9 protein-coding genes and 2 pseudogenes are annotated in these 12991 nt (G+C 60.1%); 2 read left to right on the forward strand and 9 right to left on the reverse strand.

Annotated elements, in window-relative coordinates; translation table 11 throughout:
• Positions 1 to 310: 310 nt before the first annotated feature.
• Positions 311 to 1870, reverse strand: a complete 1560-nt coding sequence (locus PQR53_RS04145; RefSeq protein WP_408451317.1) for a class I SAM-dependent methyltransferase — start codon at positions 1868 to 1870, stop codon at positions 311 to 313.
• 379 nt (positions 1871 to 2249) lie between these two features.
• Here PQR53_RS04145 and PQR53_RS04150 point away from each other — a divergent pair, with 379 nt between their 5' ends.
• A complete protein-coding gene (locus tag PQR53_RS04150) occupies positions 2250 to 3023 on the forward strand; it encodes a YkgJ family cysteine cluster protein (protein WP_408451318.1) in 774 nt (257 codons plus the stop codon).
• A gap of 157 nt (positions 3024 to 3180) precedes the next feature.
• On the opposite strand, the pseudogene PQR53_RS04155 reads toward PQR53_RS04150, so the two are convergent.
• From PQR53_RS04155 to PQR53_RS04165, 3 genes and pseudogenes are all read right to left on the reverse strand, one after another.
• A pseudogene (locus tag PQR53_RS04155) lies at positions 3181 to 3504 on the reverse strand (ferritin family protein); the annotation flags it as partial.
• A 168-nt stretch (positions 3505 to 3672) separates the two neighbouring features.
• The gene (gabD, locus tag PQR53_RS04160) at positions 3673 to 5133 is read right to left on the reverse strand and encodes an NADP-dependent succinate-semialdehyde dehydrogenase (RefSeq protein WP_408451319.1); all 1461 of its coding nucleotides are present in this window, start codon (positions 5131 to 5133) and stop codon (positions 3673 to 3675) included.
• A gap of 784 nt (positions 5134 to 5917) precedes the next feature.
• Positions 5918 to 7201 (reverse strand): 4-aminobutyrate--2-oxoglutarate transaminase, encoded by a 1284-nt coding sequence (locus PQR53_RS04165; protein ID WP_408451320.1) that lies wholly within the window; start codon positions 7199 to 7201, stop codon positions 5918 to 5920.
• Positions 7202 to 7348: 147 nt separating this feature from the next.
• Between PQR53_RS04165 and pdxR the strand changes: the two genes are divergently transcribed.
• Complete coding sequence (gene pdxR, locus PQR53_RS04170; protein ID WP_408451321.1) at positions 7349 to 8872, forward strand: MocR-like pyridoxine biosynthesis transcription factor PdxR; 1524 nt, start codon at positions 7349 to 7351, stop codon at positions 8870 to 8872.
• Positions 8873 to 8901: 29 nt separating this feature from the next.
• Here the strand turns inward: pdxR and PQR53_RS04175 are convergent.
• From PQR53_RS04175 to phnD, 5 genes and pseudogenes are all read right to left on the reverse strand, one after another.
• A pseudogene (locus PQR53_RS04175) lies at positions 8902 to 9474 on the reverse strand (VapC50 family PIN domain-containing toxin).
• A gap of 3 nt (positions 9475 to 9477) precedes the next feature.
• A complete protein-coding gene (locus PQR53_RS04180; RefSeq protein WP_408451322.1) occupies positions 9478 to 9936 on the reverse strand; it encodes a helix-turn-helix domain-containing protein in 459 nt (152 codons plus the stop codon).
• A gap of 88 nt (positions 9937 to 10024) precedes the next feature.
• A complete protein-coding gene (locus PQR53_RS04185) occupies positions 10025 to 10861 on the reverse strand; it encodes an EamA family transporter (RefSeq protein ID WP_408451323.1) in 837 nt (278 codons plus the stop codon).
• Between the two features lie 276 nt (positions 10862 to 11137).
• Positions 11138 to 11980, reverse strand: coding sequence for a phosphonate ABC transporter, permease protein PhnE (gene phnE, locus PQR53_RS04190; RefSeq protein WP_408451324.1), 843 nt, complete (start codon positions 11978 to 11980; stop codon positions 11138 to 11140).
• The gene (gene phnD, locus PQR53_RS04195; RefSeq protein WP_408451325.1) at positions 11977 to 12954 is read right to left on the reverse strand and encodes a phosphonate ABC transporter substrate-binding protein; all 978 of its coding nucleotides are present in this window, start codon (positions 12952 to 12954) and stop codon (positions 11977 to 11979) included. Before phnD ends, phnE begins: the two co-directional genes overlap by 4 nt.
• Positions 12955 to 12991: the final 37 nt, after the last annotated feature.

Consider the following 12991-nt stretch of genomic DNA (forward strand, 5'->3'; position numbering starts at 1 on the left):
GCGATCGTTATTTGAGCCGGTGATGCAAGAAAGCTCACTGGCCGAGTTATGGAATTTCGACACGCCGATTGGGGTCGGCTCTAATGGTCTGAATGATATTTCCCGAACAGGAAGCGCAGTAATAAACAGGGGGCAGTGTCGTCCGCTCGCAACAGTTCTTGATTACGCGAGTACCAGGCATTAGACGATCGCGTAGTTCACTATGCACAAGCGATCTGAAAGCTTCGCGCGCATTGGCGCATTTTTTTGAGCACGCGATGAAAGCTAATTCGAAGACACCGCAGGTCCGCCACGCTACGCCGATTTCATTTCAAGCGATCTGCAGTGCCTCCAGTATCGGTAGATGAACTCGTGCAAAGCGGTTTGCTTTCGCTATCAGATCAGCGAGAGAAGCTTCTGCGCCCGATGGCAGCCCTGTGGTTGCTCGCGTAGACTGGGGAGTCGCGCGCAGCACGGACTCAGCGAACTCGGCCCACTGCGTCGGCTGATTCATGAGATGCAGTCGTGCTAATAAAAAGAGCTGCGCCACACGCGGCATCAGAACCCCCGAACCTGAAACCGGACTCACCAGAAACTGAACTTCGTCATGATGGCGCGCCTGTTCGCAGATCGCCGCGTTCAGTCTCTTCGCCAATGGCTGGGCGGCACTGATTTGCGCATCATCCTGGGCATTTAGCAACACGCCCATACCAACCAGTAGCGTCACCGCCTTGACGATCTGCGTCAGTACGATGCCCCGTCCACGAACGCAGTTTTCGATATCGGACAGGGTCATCGGACGATAGCTGTCCAGCGCGTCGAGAATAGGGCCGTAGAGCGTTTCCGGTAACTGCGTCTCCCCTAGCGCACCGCGCACTTTCAGCACCACGGAATCCCTCGGCAAGGCCAGGATCACCCGATGGGCGCGCAGTTTGGCGTCCCGCTCTTCGTCATTGAGCGTCTGTGGGGCCTTGATCCAGTAATCGCGCCGCAGCGACCGGTTCACGCAGAAATCGCGCACCGTTTCTCGCAAACTCGTATCCGCGATGTCCGCTAATAAAGCGCGCTGCGCCGGGTTGAGGTTGATCTCATCGACGTGATCGCGATAGTCCGCAGAGCCACCATAAGTCAAACCCGCCGCGACAAGCGACGAGGCGACCTGCGAGAAAGACATGGGGTGCCAGTCACGGTTGAAATACTCATGCGCGAGATAATTAGGGTTCTCCAAGGACAACGCCTCGACGCGCTCGGCAAGCAGTGGGCTCACCAGTGCATAGCCCGGCTGCGTCGCAAATACGGCCCGCGTAAAATCGACGGCGGCTTTAATGCGCACCTGCGTGCGCTCTTCGGTGCCCGTCTCGTCGTGCGGCCCGGATCCTGAACCGATCTGAAAATGCCGCTGCATCAATTCGCGCACGGGCAGCATCGCGGCCCATCCGGGCTGGGTGTTGTAGCTCAGATACAGCACGCCGCCGGCCTTGAGCTTGCGGCGTATGAATTCAACAATCAGCGCACGATTTTCGTCGGAAATCCAGCTCCAGATGCCGTGCATGCCGATGAAATCGAAATCCGGCAAATCGTCGCGCCGGCAGAACGCCGAAAAAGACTCGCCGAACAATTGCGCCTGCGATTCGGCACTGTCCGCAAGTCGTCGGGCGAAGTTCGCGTGAGGCGGGTGGAAGTCGGTGCCGTACCATTGCGTAGGAGAGCCGGCCGCGTGAATATTTACGCTCACGCCGTGGCCAAAGCCGAGCTCGCAAGCGGTACGTACAGTTGGCAACGCAAGTTGCGCTTGCAGCAACGGAAGTCTCAGCCGTAACGGATTCAGCTCGTCGCAATAGCCGAATGTGTATGCAATCTCATCAACGTAACCTGTGTCCGACTCACTCACGTTTTAGCTCTCGTTCTTTGCGCGGGTAGCCGCATGGGCCCCGCAGATTGCCGAACCGGCTGTCCGGCGATGGCGCACACGATACCGGTGGGTGGCATGTAATGCAAAGCATCTTTGATGCGGGCTTGAGCCTCGAATCTGAGGCGATCTTCAGCGTGCTGAGCCGGGAGCGCAGTCGCGCATTCACTCCCGCGCGAACACGGCTGGCATTGGCAAAAAATAAGCGAGTTGCCTGTCAGATCGGCCGCTTTCAAGCGACTAACCCCGATTCCTCGAGCCTGGCGGTAGTCACATGGGAGGGCGGACGCTCGCGTGTGTGCCTGCCAGGCATGAAACTGGACAACTCGGAACGCGTCGCGTGACGCAAGGGCTATCAGGCATGGATATCGATTTTGAGTGCACGATGTGTGGCAAGTGTTGTCACGATCTGCGTTTGCCGTTGACCGTGGCGGAGGCGGTTGCATGGCTGGAGCGTGGCAACGACGTGCAGATTCTCTGCGACGCGTCGCCGTGGCTCGAAGAGCCACCTGGGGACAAGCTTCAGGCAGCGCATCGACGTCGTCGTTCGTTTGCCGCGATGAGTGGGTCGCTGCCAACGAGGGTCGTGGTCATTCTGGCGGGTGCGTATACGGGCCCATGCCCGAATCTTCAACCCGATATGCGCTGCGGTATCTATGAGCAAAGGCCACTGGTGTGCCGAATCTATCCGGCGGAAATCAGTCCATTCGTCGAACTGACGCCCATGCACAAGGCATGTCCGCCTGACGCGTGGACGCCTGGATTGCCGCCGCTGCTGCGTGCTGGCAAGCTGGTCGACGCGGGCATCCTGTCGCTGATCCAGCAGTCGCGCGATACCGACGCTAACGATGTCCCCATCAAGCAGCAGGTGTGTGCGTTGCTGGATATCGATCGCGCTGCGATGTGGAATGAAGGCTTTGTCGTCTATTCGCCTGATCGCGCCGATCTGCTCGCAGCGCTACATCAGGCTGGCAGCGAACCCGCCGTGCCCACGCTGTCACCAACGTGGCGTTTCATATCCAACCGCCGAACGATGGTCGATACACTTGTGTCGGCTGGCGCGCTCGGTTCTCTCGTTGACGCGAACAGTACGGCGGACTTCGAATACCTGGGTTTTTACGCGGCATCTGAGTAAACGCCGCCTCCGGCAATTGATACGCATTGAGCAATTGCGCTCGCGATTCGCCGGGTGAGGCTCGGGTTGACGCAGATGCCATACCGTCTCGTCGTCGATTCGGTCGCGTATCCTCGGCCACGATCCGCAATGGCCGATGACTTGCGTCCGATTTTGATCAGGGTTGGGCCGGGTGCCGTTCGGCCGATGTCGTCACTTCTCCAGGGCGGCGCAGCATCTTGTCGACTTCGCCTGCGCGCATCTCTTCGACATGGATCATCTGACGGGCGAACTCCTCGAGTGCGACGGAACGGTCCTCGACCAGCGCGAGCAGTTCGCGCTAGAGCCCCAGCGCGAGGTGCTCTGCATGCAGCGACTCGCGGAGGATCGAAGCGATATCGAATGTGTGCGAATCGAGGACGGGGCCGATCGCAAGCGACGGATAGGCGCCCAGCGTGGTGATCCATTCTCCGACCTGCTGTGCGTGCAACAGCGACTGATTGAATAGGCTACCGCCAGACGGCTCGGCGGCAGCGCTAGATAGAGAGGTGGAGTTTGCGCACGAACTGATCTGCGTGCCAGGGGCACTTCACTTAGGCTACACGCGACAGAATTTCTGTCGGCGTAGCTTCCGGCGTAAGTCCGATATTCTGATCTTTACAGTAAAGGATCAGATCCCGCCCACGCACATGTACTTGATGACGACGTAATCGTCGATGCCGTAATGCGAGCCTTCGCGGCCGAGGCCGGATTGCTTGACGCCGCCGAACGGTGCGACTTCGTTGGAGATCAGTCCGGTATTGATGCCGACCATGCCGTATTCGAGCGCTTCGGCGACACGCCAGACGCGGCCGATATCGCGGCTATAGAAGTACGACGCGAGGCCGAATTCCGTGTCGTTGGCGAGGCGGATCACTTCTTCATCCGACGAGAAGCGGAACAGCGGCGCGAGTGGCCCGAAGGTTTCGTCGCGCGCGACCTTCATGGCCGGCGTGACATCCGCGAGCACGGTTGGCTCGAAGAAGCCGTGACCGAGCGCGTGACGCTTGCCGCCGGTGACGATGCGGGCGCCTTTGGCGAGGGCGTCTTCGATATGCGATTCGACCTTGAGCACGGCGGATTCATTGATCAGCGGGCCTTGCGTGACGCCATCTTCGGTACCGCGGCCTACCTTGAGTTGTTCGACGGCGGCGCGCAGCTTTTCGGCGAACGCGTCGTAGACCTTATCGTGCACATAGAATCGATTGGTGCAGACACAGGTCTGGCCGCTATTGCGGTATTTCGATGCGATGGCGCCTGCGACGGCCGCATCCAGATCCGCATCGTCGAACACGATGAAGGGCGCATTGCCGCCGAGTTCGAGCGACACTTTTTTGACCGTCGGCGCGCACTGCGCCATCAGCAGACGGCCCACCGGCGTCGAGCCCGTGAAGGACAATTTGCGCACGATCGGATTGCTGGTCAATTCCGCGCCGATGGCTTTCGGCTCGCCGGTGACGACGTTGAACACACCGCGCGGCACACCGGCGCGTTCGGCCAGCACGGCCAGCGCGAGTGCCGACAGCGGCGTGGCTTCGGCCGGTTTGACGATGATTGGGCAGCCGGCGGCGAGGGCCGGGCCGACTTTACGCGTGATCATGGCCGCGGGGAAATTCCACGGCGTGATGGCGGCGCAGACACCGATCGGTTCTTTCGTGACGACGATACGTTTGTCGCTGGCCGGCGTCGGGATGGTGTCGCCGTTGACGCGTTTGCCTTCTTCGGCGAACCATTCCAGGAACGAGGCGGCATAGAGGATTTCGCCTTTGGCTTCGGCGAGGGGTTTGCCTTGTTCGGCGGTCAGGATCTTTGCCAGATCGTCGGCGTTTTCCAGCATGAGGTCATGCCATTTGCGCAGGATCGTGGCGCGTTGTTTGGCGGTGGTGGCTCGCCATGCTGGCCAGGCGGTGTTGGCCGCGTCGATTGCGCGGCGGGTTTCGGTTGTGCCCATGCGGGGCACGGTGGCGATTGTTTCGCCTGTGGCGGGGTTTTTTACTTCGAACGATGCGCTGTCTTCGGCGGGCTGCCATTCGCCCGCGATGTAGCTTTTGGTTTTTAGAAGAGTCGGGTCTTTTAGGATTGGCGTCGGCATTTTTGGTTTTGCTCCTGGGTTTTGAATTTTGGGTTTTTTGCCTGCGGGGCGATTGTTGTCTGTTTGCCTGCGGCGTTGGCATTTCCTTGATTTGTTATTGGTCTGTTTGTCTGTGGCGTTGGCATTTCCTTGATTTGTTATTGGTCTGTTTGCCTGTGGCGTTGGCCTTTCCTTGATTTGTTATTGGTCTATTAGCGTCGCCCCTGTGCGGGGCGGGCACCTACTTTTCTTTGCCTGCCGCAAAGAAAAGTAGGCAAAAGAAAGCGGCTCAAACCGCTAATCCTTAAGCGGGTCCCTCGCACAGTCTCGGTAGTGGTGCATCTGGAATCAGTGCTCTCGCACATTCGACGTGAGTGACAAGGCAGTCATTCTTCCGGCGGCGCTGCGCGCGCCGAAGAGTACTTCATAAACCGTTGCCATATTCGTACGTCACGTTGTTGAGCCTCGCGGAGGCGAGGCGAATGACCCCCACCACACCCAAACGAAGCCCCTGTTTCCTATGCAAACCCATCCGCGACGCACGCAGTGCGGAGTGGGAGCTAATGAGTCCTTTGCCACTGGTCTCGAATGTGCGAGAACACGGATTCCAGATGCACCACTACCCCCTCCAAGCCAGGGGACCCGCTTAAGAGTTAGCGGTGTGAGCGGCTTTCTTTGCTTATCTTTCTTTGCCGCGGCAAAGAAAGTAAGTGCCGCCCCGCACAGGGGCAACACTAATAGACCACTAAGAAAACAAGGAAAGGCCAACGCCGTAGGCAAACAGCCAAAACCAGCACCGCTAGCCTCAAACAGCTACAACAACACTCTCCTTAAGCACCGCTTCCAGAATCCCCATTGCCTCATCAAAGACGGAATCCTGAATCGTAAGCGGGAACAGAAACCGCACCACATTCGAATACACACCACAAACCAGCAGCAACAACCCGCGCTCAAGCGCCAACACCTGCACCCGCCTCGTGAAGTCAGCATCCGGCTCCGTCCCACCTGCCTTGCAGAACTCAACAGCAACCATCCCCCCCGGTCCGCGCACATCGGCGATCTGCGGAACTTCGCTTTGCAGCGCGATCAGCTTCGCCTTAATCCGATCACCCAGAACAGTAGCGCGCTCGCAAAGCTTCTCTTCATCGATGATATCGAGCACAGCATGCGCCGACGCAACCGCCAGCGGGTTGCCCGCATACGTGCCGCCCAAACCACCCGGCGCCGCCGCATCCATCACATCAGCCCGCCCAACCACGCCCGATAACGGCATGCCGCCCGCAAGGCTCTTGGCCATCGTCATCAGATCAGGCACCACGTCGTAGTGATGCATTGCAAACAACTTGCCGGTGCGGGCAAAACCCGTCTGCACTTCATCGGCAATCAGCAAAATGCCATGCTCATTGCACAGCTTGCGCAGAGCACGCACGAACTCGGCCGGCGCCGGATAAAAACCGCCTTCGCCCTGAACCGGTTCGAAAATAATCGCCGCCACGCGCTTCGGATCGATGTCGGCCTTGAACAGAAACTCGATCGCCTTCAGCGAATCAGCCGTCGTCACGCCGTGCAGCGGATTCGGGAACGGCGCATGGAATACGTCCGCAGGGAACGGACCAAAGCCGATCTTGTACGGCGCAACCTTGCCCGTCAGCGCCATGCCCATCATCGTGCGACCATGGAAGCCGCCCGTGAACGCAATCACGCCCGGACGGCCAGTCGCGGCACGCGCGATCTTGATCGCGTTTTCAACCGCTTCGGCGCCAGTCGTGAAAAAGGCGGTTTTCTTCGGGTAGTCGCCCGGCGCGCGCTGGTTGATTTTTTCAGCCAGTTCGACGTACGACGCGTAAGGCACGATCTGATACGCGGTGTGCGTGAAATGATCGAGCTGGTCGCGGATCGCCGCCAGAATCTTCGGGTGCCGGTGGCCCGTGTTGCACACGGCAATACCCGCAGCGAAGTCAATGAAACGGCGGCCTTCGACGTCCCACAACTCGGCGTTCTCGGCGCGCTCGGCGTAGAAATCGCACATCACCCCGACGCCGCGCGGTGTGGCGGCGTCTTTGCGGCTCTTCAGTTCAGCATTCTTCATGGTTGTCTCCTTTGCTCCTCGGTTTTGCGGGCCGCTGGCGGGGGGCCGCCTGCGGACGCTGCGCGCTCAGCGCAGCACATGCAGCGACTATAATGAGATTTGGCTCTTAACTTCAGAGCCATTTCAATAAAAATGTAGGAGCCATTCATGCGCGCGAGCGTTTTGTCCGACTGGCTGGCGCAGCGCCTCGACCGTGGCAACGGCCAGCCGATCTATCGTCAGCTGCATCGACTGTTGCAACAGGCGATCCTGTCGCGCGAATTGCCGGCGGGCAGCAAGGTGCCGTCGTCGCGGCTGCTGGCGCAGGAATTGGGCATCGGGCGCAATACCGTCACGCAGGTCTACGAGCAATTGGTGCTCGAAGGCTATGTGAGTTCGGCAACTGGCCGGGGCACGTTCGTCGCCGATAGCGCGCCTGACGAAATCGTCGGCGTGCCGGACGCCGAAGCACCGGCTGCGGCGCTCGAGTCATTACCCTCGCCGCCGCCACTGCCGTTGCGGGGCAACCGCGCGTTGTCGACGCGTGGCGCGCGGCTCGTCGCGGGGGCGGGCGTGTCGAAGCGGCAATGGGGCGCGTTTATGCCCGGGGTGCCGGATGTCACGAAGTTTCCGGCGCGGGTGTGGAGCCGCCTGCACAACAAGTATTGGCGCCGCTTGCGCCCGGATTTGCTGACTTACGCGCCGGGCGGCGGGTTGGCTTCGTTGCGGCACGCATTGGCGGACTATCTGCGAACCTCGCGCTCGGTGCGCTGTACGCCCGAGCAGATCATCATCACGACCGGAATCCACCAGTCTGTGGACCTGGCCGTGCGTCTACTGTCCGATCCAGGCGATGTGATCTGGACCGAAGACCCTTGCTATTGGGGCGTGCGCAGCGTGCTGCACGTGTCCGGCCTGCAATCGCGGCCGATCGCCGTCGACGAAGAAGGCATCAATCCCTGCGCCGACGATCTTGCGCAGCCGCCGAAGCTGATGCTCGTTACGCCGTCGCATCAATATCCGCTCGGCATGGTGATGAGTCTCGCGCGGCGGCGCATGCTGCTCGAGTACGCGCGGCAGAACCAGTGCTGGATCATCGAAGACGACTACGACAGCGAATACCGCTACGGCAGCCGGCCGCTGGCATCGCTGCAGGGGCTGGATACGTCAGGGCAAGTGATTTACGTGGGCAGCTTTGGCAAGACGCTGTTTCCGGGGTTGCGCATTGGCTACCTGGTCGTGCCCGAAGCGCTGGCCGAGAGCTTTGCGACCGCGAGCGCGGAGTTGTACCGGGAAGGCCAGTTGCTGCAGCAGGCGATGCTCGCGGAGTTCATCGCAGAAGGACATTTCACCTCGCATATCCGCAAGATGCGCACGCTCTACGGGCAGCGTCGTCAGACCTTGCTGGACGCCGCCGCGCGCCGTTATGGCGATGCGCTGCCGGCGGTGGGCGGCGATGCCGGTTTGCATCTGGTGATGCAATTGCCCGAGGGCAGTGACGACCGCGCGGTGGCTGCCGCGGCGCTGGAGCGCAATATCGTCGTGCGGCCTTTGTCGGGGTATTACGCACAACCGTCGCTGGCGCCGTCGGGCTTGTTGATCGGCTATGCGTGCGTGCCGGACGAGGAGATCGCGCCGGCGTTCAATACGTTGGCTGATGCGATTGATGAGAGGCTTGTGCAGTTCGCGTGAGCTTGGGGGGGCGTGCGCGAAAGCACTTCTCAGATAGCTACGCTATAGGGGCGGCCTATTGAAACGGTTTGCGTTAGGCCAAGCCCGGCAAGAGTGCCGAAGTATTCCTCGACCGACTTGGCCGGGTTTTTCAATGATTTTCTATGCTCAGCCATCGCCTCCAGAGCCTTGGCCTGATTCAGGCCGAAGAGATCGGCGATAAAGTCGTCAGGATGCTGAGCGGTCACGTTGAATGTGGCCAAAGCGTCGGCTGGAAAATCCTTCAGATTAAACGTGACGATGAGTTCCGCGCCGCAATGCACCGCGGCAGCGACCACATGTGCATCATCAGGGTCCGGTAAATCAATGGCCGGTATCAGATGTTCATAGTTGTCGACCAAAGCGTCCCGAACATGCGCGTCCATCAGGTCACGGACGCGATAGATCTTGCCGGGGTCGAGGTCAGGGCGATTTGCAATCAGATTGCGTGTCCACTCGTCATGAATAGCCGGTGTCCAACGCGCCCGATAGAGGTCGGTGAGCGCCAGACGCATCAACAAGTTTCATAATGGTTTGGAGTACAGAACGCAAGCGTCGTAGATCGCGGTGAAATGTGACGACATCGATTATTCCAGACCCATTTCCTGCGACAAGGCTGCGAGTTCGTCCAACGCCTTGCGGCGTTCCGAGTCGATTCGGTTCTTATAAGCCATCACATCCTCATAACGGACGCGCCGATGCGTGTTCACCTTCCGGAAAGGGATCTCCTTCTTCTCCAGCAGTTGCACGAAGTACGGCCGCGACACATTAAGCAGGTCGGCCGCTTCCTGCGTGGTCAGCTCGGCATGAATAGGGATGATCGACACAGCATTCCCCTGGCCGATTTCCGCGAGGACGTCGACGATCAGACGGACGACCGATGTCGGTAACTCCACGCTGCGCGTTTCGCCCTTGCTGTCCTTGAAGTCGAACTGTTGCGTTTCGGCGCGGCTTGAAAGCACCACCGACAGATTCCGACCGGACACTCGGGCGAGCTCAGCCTCTTCTGCCGATGGAAGCGACGTGGGATGGATCGAAGTGTTCATGGCACGGTTCCTTGCGAAGTCGATAGTCTAAATCGAAACATTCGAAATCGTAATAAACGAAACAAGCCCGGCCGTATGCTTTAGCCTCTCAAATCCGAATCAACACAGCCCCCAGCGTAACCAACGCGCACGCCGCGATACGCTGCGTGGTCAGCTTCTCTTTCATGAACAGCCACCCAATCAACACCGCGAAGATCGAGCTCAGCTCGCGTAGCGCGGACACCATCGCGATGGGCAGATAGCGATAGGCCTCGATGATCAGGCAATAGGCGATGAGGGCGAGCGCGCCGGAGGCCATTCCCTTGAGCACCACGGTGCGGCCGATGAACAGCCCTCTCGCGCCGCCGCGCCAATGCCAGGCGAGCAGAAACTGCGGGATATTCCAGATCAGATAGACCCACATGATGTAGCTCAAACCATTGCCCGCCACGCGCGCGCCGATCCCGTCCACCACCGAATAGGTCGCGATGAAGAAGCCGGTCAGGAGCGCAAACGGCACGCTTTCGCCGGAAAACCGCATGCCGCGGCGAAACGCCAGCGAGACGATGCCAAGCGACACCAGCGCCACGCCGATCGCCGCCAACGGTTTGAGCGCTTCGTGCGCGAACACCAGCGCGCCGACGAATACGAGCATCGGCGAAAGCCCGCGCGCAATCGGATAGATCTGCCCGAAGTCGCCACTCCTGTACGCGCGGATCAGCGCCAGCAGATAGCCGAACTCGAGGACCACCGACGCAACGATGTAAGGCCACGCCGCCGGTTCAGGCAAAGGCAGTACGATCACCCCGACCGCGCTGACGGCGATATACGGAATTGCCATCATGCCGAGCAGCCATACACGGTCTTCGGAGAGATGCAGAAACGCGTTCCAGGTGGCGTGAAGCAGCGCGGAAAGCAACACCAGCAAGACGACAAGGGTGTCCATCGAAGACCAGGGGAGGAGAAGGAAGGCCGAAGACTGGCCGCAAGCACGTGATTATTCCAGCAGAACGCCGGAATGGACGGGGTGGACGACTAAAGTGAAGGGGCTTTATGTGGCGAAAACGGGAAATTTGTGGCGGCCGGGCCCCCGCTACCTGATGTCAACTCAATGCTGAGCCGCTGAGCCGCTGAGCCTCTGACCCACGGCGCCAAAGCGACCGCGATGAGGGCTGGCGAAATCGCGTCTCGCCAACCCCCAGCACTCAAGAATCGCAAACAGTCACGTCACGCGTTCGCGCAGCCACGCGGACGCCAGATCGATCACCGTCACGACCACGATCACCATGATCAACACCGCGGCCGTCTGCGCGTAATCGAATGAGCGGATTGCCTCGTACAGCACCACGCCGATCCCGCCCGCGCCGACCATGCCGACCACCATCGCCGAGCGCACGTTCGATTCGAAGCGATATAGCGCGTACGAGATCCACAACGGCAGCACTTGCGGCAGTACGCCGTAAATGATTTCGTCGAGACTGCTCGCGCCGGTGGCGCGCACGCCTTCGGCCGGACGCGGATCGATTGCCTCGACCGCTTCTGCGAAGAGCTTGGCGAGCACGCCGGTGGTGTGCACCCACAACGCCAGCACGCCGGCGAACGGACCGAGTCCCACCGCGACGATGAACAGCATCGCGAAGACCATTTCATTGATCGCGCGGCACGTATCCATGACGCGGCGCATCGGTTGCACGACCCACATCGGCGCCATGTTGCGAGCGGACATCAGACCGCACGGCACCGCGCATACCAGCGACAGCGCCGAGCCCCACACCGCCACCGAGAGCGTCACCATCATCTCGTGCAAATAGCTGCGCCATTCGGTGAAGTCCGGGGGGAAGAAGTCCTTGGCGAACTCGCCCATGTTGCCGGAGTCGGAGAGCAGGTCCCACGGCCGCATATCGGCGCCGTGCCACGTGCCACCCAGCACGGCAAGCACGGCGATCCAGCCGATGAGCGACAGCCAGCTGCGTTTGCCCGCGGCGGGAGCGGCAACGCGTGCCGTCTGCGCGGCGAGCGTTTCGCTCGCACGCGCGGGCGACGTGATCAGATCGACCGAGTTCATTGCTTGGCAACGGCGGTGTTGAGTGCATTCAGCTGCGTATCGAGCGCGGCCAGCTGGGTCTTGCGGTCGTTATCGGAAAGATGCGTATCGCTTTCGATCTTCTGCTTCTGCTGGAACAACGCGACCTGGCGAATCGGCAACAACTGCTCATTCGACGATGCGGCGAAGCCCCCGTAACCGGTAATCGCGGCCATCACGGCCTTTTCATGCGGATCGGTCTTCGCATAGTTCACGAAGAAGTTGCGGATCTTGTCCTTGGTAGCCTGCGGCAGGTCCTTGCGCCACACCAGCGGGTCGGACGGAATCAGCGGCGAGGTCCACAGCACGCGCACTTGCGCGAATTTGTCCGGATGCTGTTTTTTCAGCGTATCGAGCATCTCGCTGTTGTTGGTCGCGATGTCGATCTTGTTGTTCACCACGGCCAGAAGATTCGCTTCATGGCTCGACGGCAGCACCGTCTTGAACGACGTGTTGACCGGCGTGTTGTGTTTGGAGAACAGGTAATAGCCTGGGATCAGCGTGCCCGAGGTGGAGTTCGGATCGCCGAAACCGAGCGTGACGTCCTTCGTATTCTTGAACACGTCGTCGAGCGTCTTGAAGCGGCTGTTCACGTTCGTGATCAGCACCGAGTAATAGCCGGCATCGCCGTTCGCATACTGGACCTTCGCGAACACTTCGCCTTGCGAGCGATCCACCGCTTCGATCGCCGACGCATTGCCGAAATAGCCGACCTGTACCTTGTTAAAGCGCATCCCTTCGATGATGCCGGCGTAGTCGGTCGCGAAGAACGCTTTGATGTTCAGGCCGGTCTGCTTGTTCATGTCGGCGATCAGCGGTTCCCAGCGCTGTTTCAGCACGGAGGACGAATCGGTCGAGATGATGCCGAGGTTGATGTCCTCGGCTTGTGCGGTGGCGACGCAGGCGAATGCGGCCGCGCCGACGGTCAGCGTAATCAATGAACGCAGGAATTTCATCGCGTAGAGTTCCGGTTGAGTGAACAGAATGGGTGGG

The organism is Paraburkholderia fungorum (assembly GCF_046027605.1).
Taxonomy (GTDB): domain Bacteria; phylum Pseudomonadota; class Gammaproteobacteria; order Burkholderiales; family Burkholderiaceae; genus Paraburkholderia; species Paraburkholderia fungorum_F.

Coding starts and splice junctions, on each gene's coding strand:
- PQR53_RS04180 (WP_408451322.1), bottom strand. CDS start 9,936: ATGAACACTTCGATCCATCCCACGTCGCTTCCATCGGCAGAAGAGGCT.
- phnD (WP_408451325.1), bottom strand. CDS start 12,954: ATGAAATTCCTGCGTTCATTGATTACGCTGACCGTCGGCGCGGCCGCA.
- gabD (WP_408451319.1), bottom strand. CDS start 5,133: ATGCCGACGCCAATCCTAAAAGACCCGACTCTTCTAAAAACCAAAAGC.
- phnE (WP_408451324.1), bottom strand. CDS start 11,980: ATGAACTCGGTCGATCTGATCACGTCGCCCGCGCGTGCGAGCGAAACG.
- pdxR (WP_408451321.1), top strand. CDS start 7,349: ATGCGCGCGAGCGTTTTGTCCGACTGGCTGGCGCAGCGCCTCGACCGT.
- PQR53_RS04165 (WP_408451320.1), bottom strand. CDS start 7,201: ATGAAGAATGCTGAACTGAAGAGCCGCAAAGACGCCGCCACACCGCGC.
- PQR53_RS04150 (WP_408451318.1), top strand. CDS start 2,250: ATGGATATCGATTTTGAGTGCACGATGTGTGGCAAGTGTTGTCACGAT.
- PQR53_RS04185 (WP_408451323.1), bottom strand. CDS start 10,861: ATGGACACCCTTGTCGTCTTGCTGGTGTTGCTTTCCGCGCTGCTTCAC.